Source organism: Microvirga sp. VF16, from assembly GCF_016864375.1.
Taxonomy (GTDB): Bacteria; Pseudomonadota; Alphaproteobacteria; order Rhizobiales; family Beijerinckiaceae; genus Microvirga.
In genome coordinates this window covers 410664-427974 of the sequence record NZ_CP069357.1, presented here as the reverse complement: position 1 = coordinate 427974, position 17311 = coordinate 410664, and the positions used below count along the sequence as shown (strand labels likewise).

General features: G+C 61.6%; 16 protein-coding genes. 10 read left to right on the top strand and 6 right to left on the bottom strand.

Translation table 11 applies throughout. The features are described 5' to 3' along the window. The first annotated feature begins 197 nt into the window (after window positions 1-197). The 8 genes from JO965_RS41145 (at window position 198) to JO965_RS41110 (ending at window position 7566) form a co-directional block, all read left to right on the top strand. Window positions 198-845 carry a TlpA disulfide reductase family protein gene (locus JO965_RS41145; RefSeq protein WP_203446818.1) on the top strand — a complete coding sequence of 216 codons (648 nt, stop codon included), beginning with the start codon at window positions 198-200 and terminating at the stop codon, window positions 843-845. Between the two features lie 114 nt (window positions 846-959). After that, on the top strand, window positions 960-1346 hold the full coding sequence (locus tag JO965_RS41140) for a hypothetical protein (protein ID WP_203446817.1): 387 nt from the start codon (window positions 960-962) through the stop codon (window positions 1344-1346). Between the two features lie 92 nt (window positions 1347-1438). Then, window positions 1439-2125: an SCO family protein gene (locus JO965_RS41135; protein WP_203446816.1), complete on the top strand. Its 687-nt coding sequence runs from the start codon at window positions 1439-1441 to the stop codon at window positions 2123-2125. Window positions 2126-2331: 206 nt separating this feature from the next. Further along, window positions 2332-2964, top strand: a complete 633-nt coding sequence (locus tag JO965_RS41130) for a cytochrome c oxidase assembly protein (protein WP_203446815.1) — start codon at window positions 2332-2334, stop codon at window positions 2962-2964. A gap of 102 nt (window positions 2965-3066) precedes the next feature. Further along, entirely contained in the window at window positions 3067-3813 is a 747-nt protein-coding gene (locus tag JO965_RS41125) for a DsbA family protein (RefSeq protein ID WP_203446814.1), read from the top strand. Beyond that, window positions 3813-4547 (top strand): cytochrome c biogenesis CcdA family protein, encoded by a 735-nt coding sequence (locus JO965_RS41120; protein WP_203447462.1) that lies wholly within the window; start codon window positions 3813-3815, stop codon window positions 4545-4547. Before JO965_RS41125 ends, JO965_RS41120 begins: the two co-directional genes overlap by 1 nt. 731 nt (window positions 4548-5278) lie before the next feature. Further along, on the top strand, window positions 5279-6220 hold the full coding sequence (locus JO965_RS41115; RefSeq protein ID WP_203446813.1) for an NAD(P)/FAD-dependent oxidoreductase: 942 nt from the start codon (window positions 5279-5281) through the stop codon (window positions 6218-6220). Between the two features lie 887 nt (window positions 6221-7107). Then, on the top strand, window positions 7108-7566 hold the full coding sequence (locus JO965_RS41110) for an AraC family transcriptional regulator (RefSeq protein ID WP_203446812.1): 459 nt from the start codon (window positions 7108-7110) through the stop codon (window positions 7564-7566). Here JO965_RS41110 and JO965_RS41105 read toward each other — a convergent pair. After that, entirely contained in the window at window positions 7556-7930 is a 375-nt protein-coding gene (locus JO965_RS41105; RefSeq protein WP_203446811.1) for an AraC family transcriptional regulator, read from the bottom strand. The two genes, JO965_RS41110 and JO965_RS41105, sit on opposite strands and share 11 nt — an antisense overlap. A gap of 147 nt (window positions 7931-8077) precedes the next feature. Here JO965_RS41105 and JO965_RS41100 point away from each other — a divergent pair, with 147 nt between their 5' ends. Next, on the top strand, window positions 8078-8887 hold the full coding sequence (locus JO965_RS41100) for a radical SAM protein (protein ID WP_203447461.1): 810 nt from the start codon (window positions 8078-8080) through the stop codon (window positions 8885-8887). 360 nt (window positions 8888-9247) lie between these two features. Beyond that, window positions 9248-9499 carry a transposase gene (locus JO965_RS41095; protein WP_203446810.1) on the top strand — a complete coding sequence of 84 codons (252 nt, stop codon included), beginning with the start codon at window positions 9248-9250 and terminating at the stop codon, window positions 9497-9499. 490 nt (window positions 9500-9989) lie between these two features. Here the strand turns inward: JO965_RS41095 and JO965_RS41090 are convergent, their stop codons facing one another. The 5 genes from JO965_RS41090 to JO965_RS41070 form a co-directional block, all read right to left on the bottom strand. After that, window positions 9990-10439, bottom strand: a complete 450-nt coding sequence (locus JO965_RS41090) for a copper-binding protein (RefSeq protein ID WP_246777217.1) — start codon at window positions 10437-10439, stop codon at window positions 9990-9992. A gap of 159 nt (window positions 10440-10598) precedes the next feature. Continuing rightward, window positions 10599-11975 (bottom strand): adenylate/guanylate cyclase domain-containing protein, encoded by a 1377-nt coding sequence (locus tag JO965_RS41085; protein WP_203446809.1) that lies wholly within the window; start codon window positions 11973-11975, stop codon window positions 10599-10601. A gap of 109 nt (window positions 11976-12084) precedes the next feature. Further along, the gene (locus JO965_RS41080; protein ID WP_203446808.1) at window positions 12085-15276 is read right to left on the bottom strand and encodes an efflux RND transporter permease subunit; all 3192 of its coding nucleotides are present in this window, start codon (window positions 15274-15276) and stop codon (window positions 12085-12087) included. Further along, complete coding sequence (locus tag JO965_RS41075; protein WP_203446807.1) at window positions 15273-16778, bottom strand: efflux RND transporter periplasmic adaptor subunit; 1506 nt, start codon at window positions 16776-16778, stop codon at window positions 15273-15275. Before JO965_RS41075 ends, JO965_RS41080 begins: the two co-directional genes overlap by 4 nt. After that, a complete protein-coding gene (locus tag JO965_RS41070) occupies window positions 16778-17281 on the bottom strand; it encodes a FixH family protein (RefSeq protein WP_203446806.1) in 504 nt (167 codons plus the stop codon). Before JO965_RS41070 ends, JO965_RS41075 begins: the two co-directional genes overlap by 1 nt. Between the last annotated feature and the right edge of the window lie 30 nt (window positions 17282-17311).

Sequence of the window (17311 nt, the reverse complement as noted above, 5' to 3'; positions counted from 1 at the left end):
CGTCGTCTGCGCGGCTGCCCGCTACCTAAGCACAGTACGATTTAGGCATCGGAGTTCACGATAAGCTTTGACGTATTGATGCCAACCCCACACCAGTCTCCGCCGGGCTCCCTGATCACATTAACGTGAAGATGTAACCAGTCTGCCTTTTTGTCCGAAATTTAGCCAGGAGACCATAAGGTTAGAGACTCTTTCACATGAACCAGCTTGGCTCGACCCGCCTGGATCCGGCGGATCACCACCCTGGCCGTGCCTCGTCAAATCGGCGGGCGCTGGCGGTCGTCACGGCGGCCGTGGCGCTCCTGGTGGCGACAAGCGGGACGGCCATAATCCTTCTCCGACAGGCGCGGCCGGAGCCAGCTGCAGCCATCTCCAGTGCCGACCCCATTCCCCTTAGCGGACCGAAGTCAATCCCGGCACTAACCTTCGTGGACGCTGAGGGAAAACAGCTTGATCTGGGCGCCTTCAGGGGCAAGGTGGTCCTGCTGAATGTCTGGGCAACCTGGTGCGTGCCCTGCCGAGAAGAGATGCCGACCCTCGATCGGCTCCAGGCGGCCCTGGGCGGTCCTGACTTTGAGGTCGTTGCCTTGTCCATCGACCGCAAGGGGCGACCAGCCGTCGAAGATTTCTTCTCCAAGATTGGAGTCAAGAATCTCCGCACCTATCTCGACCAGCCCGGTGCCGCGATGCGGGCGCTTGCGATCGTCGGGGTGCCGACGACCCTCCTGATCGACCGTGAAGGGCGTGAGATCGGGCGGCTGGCCGGGCCGGCGGCATGGGACAGTCCTGCAACAATCGCTCAAATCCGGCGCTACCTCGAGCCTGTATCGAATGCTAGGATCTGAAGAATGCTGGTCAGAACACGGAGGCCCGATGACGAGCATACAAGCGTCAAGGGAGGGCTTTGCGACTGGGATTGCTGGCCCAGTCGGGCTCTCCAACCAACAAAGAAAGAGCGAATGAATACGTCGACACACAGGTCGTCCGTGAGCCGGGACGTCGGCCTCTATCTGCGTCACCAGTTGCGCGGTCCCCGCGCTCGTGTTGCAGCTGCCATCACGTTGGCTGTCCCAGCGCTTTGGCTTGGTTGGCCATGGCTGGTGGCCGTTGGTGTTGCGCCACTGCTCGTCAGCTTCGCGCCTTGCGCGATCATGTGCGCCTTAGGGCTTTGCGTAAGCCATACGTGCAAGAAGGCGGACACCAGCGTGGCGTCTGGTGTGGGGGAAGGCTCATCCACCCGGACTGACATCATTGAGGGCGCTGCGGGCCAGAGCCTCGGCAAGGATCGCGACCAACCTCAGGACCTTCTCGTCGGCTCCGTGGTCTCGACAAGACACCATCATTGATCTCCCAACCGGTTGGCTAGACCGGAACGACCCAGTGCGGACCACCTGCAACCCTGCACCGTAGAACCTGCGAAACAAGAAGAATGTACGTCATGAGACTGCCATCGCTACTCGTCATCTCGGCCTCCCTCGCTCTGATAGCCGTGACACCCGTCCCCACTCTCGCCCACTCGCTCGACAGCCTGCAGAACGAACTTCACAAGAAAGAACTGTATTTCGAGGTGAAGGATCGTCCTGCACCGGACTTTGCCCTCCAGGATGCGAATGGAAAAGCCTATCGCTTGTCTGATCTCCGCGGAAAGGTGGTTGTTCTCCACTTTATTTACGTCGGCTGCACGGATGTATGCCCGCTCCACGCCGAGCTGATCGCCCAAATCCAGGAGATGATCAATTCGACGCCGATGCGCAACCAGGTGCAGTTCCTCAGCATCACCACCGACCCAGAGCGGGACACCCCCGACATTCTCCGGGCCTATGGCGAGTCCCGGGGCCTGAAGCTGGACAACTGGGCTTTCTTAACGACGACCCCGGGAATGGCCGAGGACGCGACGCGCAAGCTCGCAGAGCAGTTTGGGCACAAGTTCACCAAGACAGACGACGGGATGCAGATGCACGGAGTCGTCACGCACGTGATCGACCGGGAGGGGCGCTGGCGCGCGAATTTCCACGGCCTGCGGTTCGAGCGGACGAACCTCGTGACATACATCAACGCTCTCGTGAACGATCATGACAAGCACGATAAACGATCGCTCTGGGAACGCCTCCGCTCGCGGTTCTGACGATCTCCCATGTTTGCTGCCTCTTCCGTCCCCGGCTCCATTGCCGACGGGGCGGTGTCGGCGATGCATCGCACCGCGTCGGCGCAATGTGATCAAGGGCCATAGCTTTGCACGCACCATGAGTCTTGCCCGGAGGCATCTTTTCGTTGCACCAGCCTAATCCGTCATCATCCAGCCATGCCCGGATCGGAACACCAGGAGCAAGAATGTCAGACACGGCTCGAGGCTCTGTCGACCACAGGTCCTCATCGCGTCGCAAAGGGGTGACGGCGGCGTGGCTTGCGGCGGTGGCGGCCAGCATGGTCGGCGTCAGCTTCGCGGCGGTCCCGCTCTATGATCTCTTCTGCAAGGTAACAGGATACGGTGGCACCACGCAGGTGGCCGCTGCCGCGGCAGCCCGATCCGAGCGGAAATTTACGGTGCGATTCGATGCCAACGTTGCTGCCGGCATGGGATGGATCTTCGAGGCTCCGGCGCCGGTCGAAGTCTTCTTGGGCGAGACAGCTCTGGTCGCCTACAAGGCCCGGAACATCACCAATCGCCCGGTGCTCGGCACTGCCACCCACAATGTAGTGCCATTTCAGGCAGGCCCGTACTTCACCAAGGTCGCGTGCTTCTGCTTCACCGAGCAGTTGCTCATGCCGGGCGAGGAGAAGGAATTCCCCGTCTCGTTTTTCGTCGACCCTGCCATCGCGGAAGATCATGAGCAGCGCGGTATTTCATCGATAACGCTCTCTTATACGTTCTTCAACAAAGGGCCGGATGCGCTAAAGAAGTACTTGGCGAACACCACCACAGCGGCCGCACAAGCGGATAGAAATGCGGGTAATCCGCAATGATTGCGGAGGACAACCGAGCCGACATGGCTCCTGAATTCTACGTGTACATACATCATCCCAGCATTTGCTATGCTTAAGGTGAAACTTTGGACCGCCACCTCCGTGGCTCTTTCCGTCATCGCCATGCTCCTCTCCGGGATGGTGGTGCTTATCGCGTCCGGCGTCTTCGACGCGAATTTGCGGGTTCAGCATAACTTCGAGGCGCAGGCCCGCGAGCATCTCCTTCGCAGTCCCGAGGTGATCCTAGAAGCCGTCGAACGCCTTGAGGAGCACCAGAAAGCTAAGGAAGGCGATGAGCTGATAACAGCAATCGCCAAACACCGCGACGAAATTTTCAATGATCCGACCTCCCCTGTCGGAGGCAATCCGAACGGGAATGTCAGCGTGGTCGAGTTGTTTGACTACAACTGCCTCTACTGCCGAAGGGCGGCGTCCGCGCTTGAGCAGGCGCAGGACGCCGATGGAAGGTTACGGGCCGTGTACAAGGAGTTTCCAATCCTAGGACCCCGGTCGGCGTTTGCGGCTCGTGCGGCGTTGGTCTCTCACAAGCAAGGGAAGTATGGTCTCTTTCACAAGGCTATGATGGCTCACTCAAGCGCCGCCGCGGAGAGTACCACGTTTCAGGTCGCGCAAGATGTCGGCCTTGATCTCGATCGTCTTAAGCAGGACATGGATGACCCAAAGATTGCGCAGATGGGCAAGCGTAGTCTCACGCTGGCGGGCGAGTTGCGGATTACAGGAACACCAAGCTGGATCATTGGAGACTGGGTCGCCCCCGGACTGATGGATCTGCCGGCGCTGCGGAAGTTGATCCATGACGCGAGACAACCGCCGAACGGAGCCGAATGATGCTTGAAATCTCGAATATTGGAATCCTGACGGCACTCTTCGCCGGCGTCATGTCCTTTCTTTCCCCCTGCGTTTTGCCGCTCGTTCCAGGGTACATCTCGTATGTGGCCGGGAACACCGTCGCCGATGTCAGGCCGTCCCTGAGTACCCGCCTCTCCACCGTCCTGCTTAGCGCGTGCTTCGTTCTTGGCTTCTCAACGATATTTATCGCGCTGGGCGCCAGTGCGACGGCGATCAGCCGTCTCCTGCTGGCATACCGGTACGAGGCCAACATTGTTGGGGGTGTCATCATTGTCCTGTTCGGCGTGTTCATGACGGGCTTGCTGCGAATTCCGCTCATGGAAAGAGAATTCAGATTTCACGGAGGCCACAGCGGCGGCCGCCCGTTCGGAGCGTATCTTCTGGGCCTCGCCTTCGGATTTGGCTGGACCCCATGCATCGGACCTGTCTTGGGAGCCATCCTGACGGTGAGTGCACTGTCCGCGACAGCCACAAGTGGGATCGCGCTGCTCAGCATCTACTCCCTTGGTCTTGGACTGCCGTTCCTGCTCACGGCCGTGTTCATGGATCGTATGACAAAGCGATTGAAGGCGATGCGGCGGACAGGCCGTATCCTCCAGATCGGCGCCGGCGCGACAATGGCTCTCATGGGAGCCGCGATGATCACCGGGCACATGTCCGCGTTCTCGTTCTGGCTGCTTGAGCAATTTCCGGTCCTGGGGCGGATCGGGTGACCTCTCCGCTCAACATGGTTCGGAAATGCCAGGGCGTCGCGCTCGACTCACCGCCAACCTTCTCGCAATCCTTAAAGCCGATTTCACTTGGATGGAATCAGCTCTCTTCCTGGTTTGCCGCAATTTTGACGGCAAACCGGATCCACTTCGCCGAAAAATGCCTTAGATCAACGGAGATATCGGGCGACTGAGACGAGGCATATTGCCTGACCATGTCACCATCAGAGGCTGTGCCGCTGTAACCGGACCGACAACTTCCGCGAACTTATAAACGCTTTCGATTCAGCGACCGAAGCCGAACCAAGGATCCAGGCAGCGCCACCGACCACGTGAGGGAATCAAACATGCCCTCTGCTTGGCCTCACAGGACCAGCCGATTGCGGCGCTCCGGAATGGCACGCCTGCGCTTCGGTAAAGGACAATGAGGAGATAACCATGTGCCGGTCGCCGCCAAAACAACTCGTCCCGGAGATGCCACCTTAACGGAAAAGACTGCCCTATACTGGTCAAGAAGATATTTGCTCACCGCTGGAAATCAGACATTCGGGCGATGCAAAAATCGACGGAACAGATCGTTGGCAGTCCTATACCGATTGATTGTGACATCTCCGATCGAGGCCCAGCTGGCAGTGCTGAAACATTCGGTGTCAGGGGTGAGCGGTCGTGCTCATCATTGCAGCGTGACTCTGAGATCTTTGCGTCGCCGCGCGCGGCCGTGAAGGAGAAGTCTGGTGAGAGAATCAAAGAGGCCGGTGGAGTTATGGGACGCAATCGTGGTGGGCGGAGGCCCTGCGGGGCTGAACGCCGCCCTCGTGCTGGGGCGGTGCCGCAGGAAGGTCCTGCTCTTCGATGACGGAAAGCCCCGCAACCTCGTGTCGCATGCCTTGCACGGATTTCTCAGCCGCGACGGCATCGCGCCGGCACAGTTACTTGCTCTTGCGAGAGAGCAGCTCGCGCCGTACGAATCAGTCGTTGTCGACCACGCGCGTGTCATCGATGCCGCGCGCACCGACACTGGCTTTTCGGTGCGCACATGCGATGGCCGCAGCTTTAGCGCCCGCAAGCTGCCGCTGGCAGCGGGCGTGGTTGACGCGCTACCGGAACAGCCCGGCTTTCGCGAGCTCTATGGCGTCGGGGTCTTTCACTGTCCCTACTGCGATGGCTGGGAGATGCGCGACCAGCCGCTCGCGATCTACGGCCGGGGTGACGACAAGGGCGGCGGGCTGGCGCTCGAAATGACGCTGTGGAGCCGCGATATCGTCTTGTGCAGTGACGGCCCCTCGGGTCTCAGCGCCGACTATCGCCGGCGCCTTGATTGGCATGGCATCGCAGTGCGAGAGGAACCGATCGTGCGCTTGGAGGTCGGTAGCAACGTTCCCTACAAGGCCTCGTTCGAGATTGTGTTCCAGTCCGGCCCCCGCCTGAGCCGCGCTGCAATCTTTTTCAACACAGGCAGAAGCCAGTCCACCGACCTCGCCGCACGTCTCGGGTGCGACATGTACGACCCCAAAGGCTGCACAGTAGACAATGACCAGCGGGTGACCCATGTGCCGGGCTTGTATGTCGCTGGCGATGCGTCGCGCGACGTCCTGCAGGCCATCGTCGCCGCTGCCGAAGGCGTGGAAGCGGCCATCGGGATAAACAAAGCGCTGCTCCACGAGGACTTGGCCTAATGGCGCGCATTCGCTGCCCAACGGGTCAGATCTCGGCAACAACAGTGCATGAGTGGCCGATGAGATCTGAGGTCGTCCATGATCGCAGAGGCGCGATCAACCTCACTTGGCAGCCCATTCTCCACCCGTTCCAGAAGGCCGCACGGTGCACGCTGCCACGTCCAGGATAGGCCAAGCCCCGTCGCGCCTCCAGCGGCAGAGCTATGTTGTGCTTGGGTGTAACCGAAACGCTCGCTAGTACGAATTCATTGCCGAGGGAAGCCTTGGTTCTGGTGCCACGATGATGGTTGCCCCTCATGCAATCCTGCAGGCGGCCAATTCAGCACTGGCGTAAAGAAGTCGACTGCCATAACGAGAGAGCAAGATGTTAAACGAGAACGAGTGTGCTTCGACACAACGAGAGACCCTTGACCTTGCTTATAGACAGGCGCCTAGCCGGTGGAAGCTCAACCCGAAGCGGCTCACCGTCGCCGCCATTCGGTGGGGCGCGACTCGTATTCCCTTGGCCGTCTTCAAGCGCCTTCCCACTGAACTCGTCATCGACGTAACCAATTCATGTAACCTTCGATGCCCGGTCTGCCCAGTCACGTTCGCCATGACGAGGCCCCGTGGGCTCATGAGCCTAGTGGTTAAATTCTAACACTTGGTACCCGATCCGCGATGCCCTTCTCAAACCTAAAGCGGAAGTTGGGCAAAAAGCAGCTACTTGCCATGAGGCGACCTTCCGAAATTTCGGTTCAGTTTCGCGGAAGGCCGTTTACGGAAACGGCCTTGAGGCCGCATGGCTGACCTAAAGTGGTATTGATTGAGTGCATTGCCCTCTCTTGCAAGTACCGCAGTCTCGGCAGACCATCATCCGGCCAGGGAAACTCGTCCCAGGAGCGTTCATGACGACCCACTCGCTGCTATCCACGCCTACGCCGACGGCTGATCCAGAGCCTGAGGCTCACCCTCTGCTGCTGGCGATCCTGGAGGAGCGGGTCAAGCAAACAAAGGATGGTCCGGGATACGAATGGGCGGCCGACATCCGGCGGTTGCTCTCTCCGTGGTTGACGAGCCATCGCCGTTCGGTCGACGACATGGCTGATCTTCTGGCGATGAGCCGTCGCACCTTAGATCGCCGCCTGAGGAGCCGCGGCATCAAGTACAAGGCACTTGCGAGCGAGATCCGGTTCGAGGTTGCCTGTCGCCTGCTCAAGGACACCGAGCTGTCGCTCAGCCAAGTTGCGGCGGCTCTTGGCTATTCCGAGGCGAGCGCCTTCACCCGCGCCTTCCGGGGCTGGTGCGGCCAAGCGCCGAGCATGTGGCGAGCCGCGCATGCGGCCGACGTCCTGACTACCCTGTAAGCCCGCGATGACTGCTGCGCCAATCTGACGGGGTCTGCCCCGTCCAGCGCCGAAAGGCGCGGGTAAAGGCGCTGTGTTCGGCGTAATTCAGGACCTCAGCAATCTGGCTGAGCGACAAGTCCGACTTGGCGAGCACCATGCAGGCAATCTCGCAGCGAACCTCGTTGGTCACCTGCCGGAACGTGCGGCCCTCGGCTTTCAGGTGCCGGTACAGCGTCCGGCGGGACACCGCGTATAGACTGGCGGCCGTGGCAGCCGAACAGGTATCCTTGATGAGCTCGACGCGGAGCGTGCGCCGCAACTCGTCGGTGAGCGGTTGTTGGCCATGGCGTGGTCGGGGCAAGTCTGCCTTGTGAGACGACATTTCCATCGCATCAGTCTAGCGCGGCTGGAGTGCCGTGCTTGACCACTTGGGACAATCTCTCAACAGTTTGGGACACGGCTTTTCTGCTTTCCACTCAAAGCGCGGGCCCGATCCTAGGTACCAAGCGTTAGAATTTAACCACTAGAGCTGTTCCGCCGGATCATCGACGACTTCAGAACCGAGCTAAGAAAACCCACAATTTATTTTAACTTCTCGGGCGAGCCAACACTGAACAAGGCCCTTCCCGACATGATCGCTTATGCAACCGTGCATGGGCATGATACCTTCGTGAGCACGAACGCGACGAAGTTGAGTGAGGATATGGCGGAGCGCCTGATCCGGGCAGGCTTGGGCCGCATAGCCCTGTGCATGGATGGCTTCTCCAAGGAGGCTCAAGAAGCCTACCGGGTCGGTTCGCAGTTCGCGGCTGTGAAGGCTAACATTGAGCTGTTCTGTGCCGCGAAACAGCGGCTTAGGGCCAAGAACCCGATTACAGTGCTCCAGACGCTCCTAACCTCCTATTCCGAGACGCAGATTGATGAGATCAGGCACTGGGCGATCCAGCACGGTTTCGACCGGATCCGCTTCAAGACTTTTAGCCTCGGCTCACACACTAGCCCCGAAATGCGAGTTGCCCACTCGCACTTCCTGCCGAAAGACCAGTCCTTGCGGCGCCACGAGAACGCCCGCGAGAGCGTCCTCTGCACAAGCCCGCTGTCGCAAACCGTCGTCTTCTGGAGCGGGGATCTCGGGTTGTGTTGCATCGACTATGATCAAGTGGTCCGCCTGCCCAATGTGATGGAACACGGCTTCCTGACGGCGTACCGCTCGGACGAAGCGGCGCGAGCCCGCCGACGCGGATTCGCAAGGCAATTCAAGATCTGCCAGTCATGCTCCTACAGCAATGCCGATAAGCTCGGCTTCATCGTGAGGCTCGATCCTAGCGGAGCAGCCTGATCCCGGGTGCGAATCTTGTACGGCGTCCGGCGAAGCTGGACGCACAGTCCAACCTGAAGCCAGACACTTTCCTCTTCTCATCTCAGGTCATTGGGATGCCGGATTCGGGTGGCGCAGTGGTCAAGCCGACGGCGATGTCGTTACTGGGGAATGCTGCTTTCGCAGGATCTCGCTCGAGAGTTCGATCCGGTAAGCATTGGGGACGAAGCGAACCAAGATCGCGTCGGCCATGATGGGACCGCTGGCCTGCGCGACCATGGCTTGAGTGCGCCGTGGGTGATCGACGGCCCGATCAATTGTCCGACCCTTCACGCGTCCATTGAGGCCTGAGTCGCTCCAACGCTGTCGAAGAGAGACAGGATGATCCTCGACAACTTGCAGGTCCACAAGAGTGCGAAAGCAGTCCGACGTGAGAGGCCGAAAGATGCAGGGCATCTGTCCCTGTCCGCATATTCGCCCGACTTGAATTCGATCGAGCATTCCTTCTCAAAGCACAAGGCGCCCTTGCGCAAAATCGAGGTCAGATCCGGTGAGGCGCTCTCGCGAGCCATCGGCGACCTCTGTGCTCTCTTCGAGCCTCAGGAATATCGCAATTGCTTCAAAGTCGCTTGATATCCCTCAGTTTCATGGTCCGCTGCTCTAGCCTCTAGATCGCTGCGCTCATTCAGTCGGCTGTCCCTCGCTAAGATGCTCGGTGACACACGATGATGCATGGAATCACGAAGAGCGTCAGAGAGGCGAACATCAGGCTGTGCTACCGCGTGTTTTCGCATCATCGCTTGGAGCGTGAAAGCTGCTTCTCGAGCACATGCATGGTGTTGCGCTGTCTGTCCAAGAGAGCCCGTCACTCAATATATTTATGTAACCGATCATCACGTCGAAGGGTACCGTCTCCTCTGGGTTCGGCTAGCGGCCCGGCACAAGTTTGCACGCGAGAGGACGAAGAGACGGCTCAGAAGGCCTGCACCGATGACTGGACGGCCGCTCTGGTCGACCGCTGCAGTACAGGTCCTCTGATATCGGATGCTATGAGGATGCTGGCCTGGACGTGCCGTGGGTTGAAATTGACCGGAGGGGCGTCCGCGCCCCTCCGGTCCACAGCTCACTGCGCCGGGCTGAGTGACTCGACGGTGTAGGTGCCGTCCGCGCCCTTCTTCACGGTAAACCGCACCTTGCTGCCGGTCTTCACCTTTGACAGGTCAATGGACGGCGCGGCTGCCATCTCCATCGACATGGCCGGCCAGTTGAACGCTGGGATCGGCTCATGATCCAGCTTGATCTTGCGCTGGGACTGGGTGACAGAGGCAACCGTGCCGGTGGCCGTTGCGGTCATCGCCTCGGCCTTGCCCCCGCTCATACCCTGCATGTTACCCATGCCGGAGGGAGCGCTCTGGCCAACCTGGGCCTTGGTATTTCCCATTCCGGGCATGTTGCCCATGTTCGATTGGGCTTGGGCCTGTCCGGCGGCGATTACAGCCGGCGCCAGCCCGATCAGCACAGCGCTCATAACGAAAGGTTTGCGAAGAGACATCATTTTGAAGGATCGGAACACGGGTGTTCTCCTGTTGGTTCCAAGGATGGCTTCACGAGACGTGAAGGTGCACGGCACGGGCGAGGAAAGACTCGATGCCGGAACAGCCGGCGCTCGCCCGCGTGGGCGCCGGCCTCGACCAACTGGTCGAGACGAATCGAAGGGGATGGATGACATGCGTCAGAGGGCCTGCGTCCGCGTGCATTGGTTTTCCAGGAATGCCTCACCTTGGAGGTGGGGACCTTCCACGGTCTGCACAGGCGATGGCGCGTCGATCACAACATCGATCGCGACGCTGCCCACCTCGACCCGTCCCTCCCGCCAGCGCATGACTTGGATCGGTTGCCGGCGTCCTCGAAGCGCCTGCTCCGGCAGAAGTGCCCAAGCAGCATCGCCCGTTCGCCCGGCCGCAGCAAGAGCGGCGGCCGATACCAGAAGGCGCATGCCCCTGCCGCCCGCAAGTTCCTCGATCCGATTGGCGGCGTTTACTGTGTCGCCGATCACCGTGAACTCCAGGCTGTGGGACTCCCCGAGGATGCCCGCGCTCACATCGCCATAGTGAATGCCAATGCCGATGTGGACCGGAGCAAGACCGGCATTGGCCCGCTCTTCATTCCACCGATCCACAGCCGCCAGCAGCGCCACGCCGCAGTCGACCGCGTTGCGCGCGTCCCGTTCGTCCGGCTCGGGAACCCCGAATACCGCCATCACACCATCGCCAATGAACTTATCGATGACGCCGCCGTGCTCGGCCACAGGCAGCGAGACCCGGCGGCGATACTCGTTGAGGAAGGCCGCAAGCTCGCTATCCTGAAGGCTCTCCGCCATGGTGGTGAACCCGCGGATGTCGACGAACATCACTGCGGCTTTCTGAGCACGGAGCGGGCGGGCATCGTGGCCGGATTCCGCGAGTTTATCGGCGATCCTCGGACTGAAGAAGCGCGCGAGATTGGTGCGAAGGCGCGCCTCCGTGATCGCCGCGGTCAGCGCACGACGGGTCCGCTGGACCGCGACGAAGAGGATGGTGGCGGTCAGGCCGATGACGGCGAGGCGAGCCATCTCTGTCGCGATCGTCACTGAGTCAAGATGGACGTCCGCGGCCATGTGCGTTGTCCCGGTGGTCGCCCAGAGTACCGCCCAACCCGCGACGAACAGGACGCCGGTGTAAAGGACGAGAAAGGGGCGGTGGCGGACCGCGGCCGTGGCCAGGAACAGGAAGATCAGCAACGCTCCAGGTGCGCCGAGCGAGCCGAAAACCGGGAAACCCTCACTCATCGCGAGTGCGCGGATGCAATGAAGGAGCAGTCCGACGTCGAGGGTCGCAAACAGCCACGGCAGCCATGGGCGAAAGTAACCAGCCCAAGCGGTCGCCAGGCTGACTGCGGCAAGCGAGCCGAGGCCAGCAATCGCGAGCATTGCCATATGATCCTGGTCGAGCGCGCCCGTTGCCCAGAACACGATGGTGATCGCAATCGCCACAAGGACCCGAAGGTAGGCGAGGAGCCTGTCGGCCTCTCGTTCCGCCTGGGCCAGCGCCCTGTTCACGTACGATTTCATGGGCGGCCCGCAGTGATCCGCCGCAGCGTGGCATCACACCTCCTCCCCTCGCGCACGGGGGCGCGAGGGTTTAAGGCGGGCGTAGCGAGAATGAGTCTCATCTCAGCCATTACTCCGCCGCCTGCCAAAGTCCGGAGGCCTGCTCGTCAGCCCGCGAGCGGTCAAGCTCCTCCTCGTCCATGTCCCGGTCGCGCTGGAGCCGGAAGCCCTTGATCAGGGCGTAGATTGCCGGGATGACGATCAGCGTGAGCAGGGTCGACGAGATCATGCCTCCAATCATCGGCACGGCGATGCGCTGCATGATCTCGGAACCGGTGCCGGTGCTCCACAGGATCGGGACCAGGCCGGCCATGATCGCGATGACCGTCATCATCTTGGGCCGCACGCGTTCGACGGCGCCGATCATGATCGACTCGTAGAGATCCGCTCTCGTGAACGGCCGACCCTGCGCAGCCCTCTCGGCCTTCACCTCCTCCATCGCGTGATCGAGATAGATCAGCATGATCACGCCCGTTTCCGCGGCAACGCCTGCGAGCGCGATGAACCCGACCGCGACGGCGACCGACATGTTGAAGCCGAGCCACCACATCAGCCACAGACCGCCGATCAGCGCGAAGGGCAGCGAGAGCATGACGATCAAGGTCTCGGTCAGTCGCTTGAAGTTGAGGTACAGCAGCAGGAAGATGATCATGAGCGTGACCGGCACGACGATCTTCAGCCGTGCTTCGGCGCGCTCCAGATATTCGAACTGCCCGCTCCACTGGACGTAATAGCCGGGTGGGAATTGGACCTCGTTCGCCACCGCCTGTCTCGCCTCGGCGACGTAGCCGCCCAGGTCACGCCCGGTGATGTCGACGAAGATATAGACGGCAAGCTGACCATTCTCGGTGCGGATCGAAGTGGCGCCCCGGTTGAGCTTGACCTCGGCAACTTCGCCGAGCGGCACGGTGCCGCCGCTCGGGAGCGGAACCTGGACCTCGGTCGCGATGGCCTGCGGGTTCGAGCGCAGTTCACGGGGATAGCGGACATTGACGCTATAGCGCTCGCGGCCCTCGACGGTGTTCGTCACCGTTTCGCCTCCAAGCGCGGTCGCGATCACGTCCTGCACGTCGCCCACTGTCAGACCATAGCGCCCAAGCGCCGTCCGGTTGGGCGTGATGTCGAGGTAGTAGCCCCCGATCACCCGCTCGGCGTAGGCGCTCGATGTGCCGGGCACCGCCTTGACCACGGCCTCGACCTGACGCGAGATCTTTTCCATTTCAGCAAGATCCGTCCCGAACACCTTGATGCCGACCGGCGTACGGATGCCGGTCGAGAGCATGTCGATGCGTGCTCGGATCGGCATGGTCCAGGCATTCGAGACACCGGGGAACTGAAGCGCCTGGTCCATCTCCGCCTTGAGGCTGTCGATGGTGACACCAGGCCGCCACTCGGATTTCGGTTTCAGGTTGATGATCGTCTCGAACATCTCCGTCGGGGCAGGGTCGGTCGCTGTCATCGCACGACCGGCTTTACCGTAGACGGATGCAACCTCCGGGAACGTCTTGATGATCCGGTTCTGGGTCTGCACCAACTCGGCTGCCTTGGTGACCGACAGCCCTGGCAAGGTCGTCGGCATGTACATCAACGTGCCTTCATTGAGGCTCGGCATGAACTCGGAGCCGATCTGGCGCGCCGGCCACACGCTCACGCCGAGCGCTATCAATGCGAGAAGGATTGTCAGAACCTTCGCCTTGAGCACCCCCCGGATGATGGGCCGATAGATCCAGATCAGGAAGCGGTTGATCGGGTTCTTGTGCTCCGGGACGATCCGCCCGCGCACAAAGATCACCATCAGGGCCGGCACCAGCGTCACTGACAGCAGCGCCGCCGCGGCCATCGCGAAGGTCTTGGTGAAGGCGAGTGGCCCGAAGAGGCGGCCCTCCTGGCTCTCCAGCGTGAAGATCGGCAGGAAGGAGACCGTGATGATCAGGAGACTGAAGAACAGGGCCGGCCCGACCTCGCTCGCCGCCTTAATCAAAACCTCAACACGAGGCTTGTCGGGCGGTGCCCGCTCGAGATGCTTGTGGGCGTTCTCGATCATGACGATGGCGGCGTCGATCATCGCACCGATGGCAATCGCAATGCCGCCGAGACTCATGATGTTAGAGCCGAGCCCCATGAGCTTCATGGCGCCGAACGCCATCAGGATCCCGACCGGCAGCATCAGGATGGCCACCAGTGCGCTTCTGACATGGAGGAGAAACACGATGCACACCAGGGCGACGATGATGCTCTCCTCGACCAGCGTGCCCTTCAGCGTCTCGATGGCGGCCTCGATTAGTTGCGAGCGGTCATAAACCGGGATGATCTCAGTGCCTTTGGGAAGACTTGAGGCGACCTCGGCCAGCCGCGCCTTGACGTTCTCAATCACGTTGAGCGCGTTCGCCCCGAAGCGCTGCAGGATAATCCCGCTCGCAACCTCACCTTCGCCGTTGAGTTCCGTGATGCCGCGGCGCTCGTCCGGTCCAAGCTCAACCCGGGCGACGTCCCCGAGGCGCACCGGCGTGCCGGCGTCGCTCTTCAGCACGACGCTCTCGATATCCTGGATGTTCTTGAGATAGCCGCGGCCCCGGACCATGAACTCGAACTCGGAGAGTTCGACCGTGCGTCCACCGACATCCGCGTTGCTCATGCGGATTGCCTCACGCACCTTCTGCAACGAGATGCCCTGGGCACGGAGCCGCCGCGGGTCGATGACGACGTTATACTGCTTAACGAAGCCGCCCACACCGGCGACCTCCGCGACTCCTTCCGCCTTGGCGGCGGCGAAGCGGACCTTCCAGTCCTGGATCGAGCGTAACTCGGCCAGGGTCATGTCCTTGGCGATCACGGCGTACTGGTAAACCCAGCCGACGCCGGTCGCATCTGGCCCGAGGCTCGGAGTCACCCCGGTCGGCAGGCGCTGTGTCGCGGCATTGAGGTATTCGAGCACCCGCGAGCGCGCCCAGTACGGATCCGTGCCATCCTCGAAGATGATGTAGACGAACGACACGCCAAAGAACGAGAAGCCGCGCACCACCTTCGACTTCGGCACCGTCAGCATGGCCGTCGTCAAGGGATAGGTAACCTGATCCTCGACGACCTGAGGCGCCTGGCCGGGGTAGTCGGTGTAGACGATGACCTGGACGTCCGAGAGGTCCGGGATGGCATCCAGCGGCAGACTGCGCAACGCATAGAGACCGGCCGCAACAGCAAACACCGTCCCAATCAGGACGAGCATCAGGTTGCGGGCCGACCAGCCGATGATACGGGCGATCATTGGGCCTTCTCCTCGGTCGAGGCCGCCATGCTCTGCAGCGCGGCTTTGAGATTGCTCTCGGCATCAATGAGGAAGTTCGCCGATACGACCACCTGATCCCCCTGCACGACGCCGTCCCGGATTTCGACGAAGCCTGCGCCGCGGTCACCGACCTTGACCTCCCGCGGCTCGAAGCGGCCCTCGCCCTTGTCGATGATCACGACCTGGCGCGTCCCGGTATCGATCAGGGCGCTGTCTGGCACCGCCACAACCGGCTTGTCGGCGCCGGTTGCAACCTCGACATCGGCATACATGTCCGGGAGGAGGAGACCGCTGGGGTTTGCAATCTCAATCCGGACGCGGGCCGTACGGGTTTCCGGGTTTAGCTGCGGATAGATCAAGCCGATCTTGCCCTGGAAAACTTGTCCTGGCAGGCTGCGCAGCCGGATGGTGACGGTCTGGCCCGGCCGAACGGCGCCAAGATCGTGTTCCGGGACATCGGCGAGCACCCACAGCGTGGAGATGTCGGCGATGCGGAACAGGACATCTCCCGGCATGGCCCGCGCCCCCTCGATCGCGTTGCGCTCGAGCACGACGCCTTCCCGCGGTGCAGACCAGGTGATCGTGGTCGGCACCTTGCGGGTGCGCTCGATCTCGGAGATCACCTCGGGCGGCACGTTCAAGTTCTCCAGGCGCCGCCGCGCGCCTTCAAGAACCAGGGGGCGGATCCCAGTCGAGCCCCCCTCGTTGACGACGCTCAGGTACTGGGCGCTTGCGGCCGCGATCTCAGGTGAATAGAGGCGAAAGAGGGATTGGCCCATACGTACCCGGTCACCCGTCGTGACGTTCTCGACCTTCTCGACGAAGCCCTCAGATCGCAGTGAGATGACAGCAATACGCCGCTCGTCGAGCTTGATCGTGCCCGGTACGCGCACTGGACGCGTGACGACACGCCGCTCAACGATCTCCGACCGCACGCCAGTGCGCTGGAGCCGGCCAGGCGAGATTTTTACGGTGGATCCGTCTTCGGCCTCACCCTCGTAGACGGGCAGGTAGTCCATTCCCATCGAGTCCTTCTTCGGCACCGGTGAGGTGTCGGGCAAGCCCATGGGGTTCCGGTAGTAAAGGATGCGCTTGCCCCCTGCGCCGGCAGACCCTTCCGCTGCCGTGTCCTTCGGCTTCTCCTCAAAGCTCACATCCTCGCCGACCGGCACCGGACGATAGTCGCGGCCGTCTTCGGTCTTTTTCGGCGCTGCGGCGTAGAATGGTTTTCCGGTCGGATCGCGGTAGTAAGCGATCGGCCCGGTTGGGGTCGGAGCCGAACCGCCAATCACCGACGCAACTGGGGCCGGGACCCAAGCCGGTAACGGCCAGCCCTCCTGGCCCAGGCGAAAGCCTACCGCGAGGGCGGCGAGTGCCGCTGGCACGAGGATGATCGGGGCGATCCGCTTCACGGCGCTTTTCCTCCGCCGGCCCTGCTGGTCGGCACGATCGAACGCGCGAATAGGGGTGATCTGGTTCATTACGGCACCGCTTTCAGCACAAGCTGGTTCTGAACGGTGCCGGTCTGGCCCTGCACCTTGGCCGCGAGCGACAGCTGCCAACCGCCCTCCATCGCGAGGTTTGTCCTGAAACGGTAGACACCAGGCTCCGTTCCGGGCTGCGGCTCGAGCGGAGCCGTCATGGTCGGCATTCCCTCCGGCGCCATGTCGAGACGGCGCGCAAACACGACCGCATCGGGCACTGGCTTGCCGGTCGGCTTATGGACGAGTTGGACGGCGATGGTGGCGCCATCCCCCTGCTTCACTTGTTCAGAGGTGAGCTTGAACTCGTACTCGCCATTCAGGCTGTCCGAGACAGCGGAGGCGGGCGCAGGATGCGAAGGAAACAGCGTCGACCAGGCCGTGGCGACGGGCGCCGGCACCCAACTCGGCAGCACGGGATTTGCGCGGCCTGCGATATATCCGGTTGCCGCCGCGACACCGAGCACCGCTATCAGCGACACGATGAAAAGGAAGGATCTCATGATTTACCCCCGCTGTGCGCTGGTGTGAGC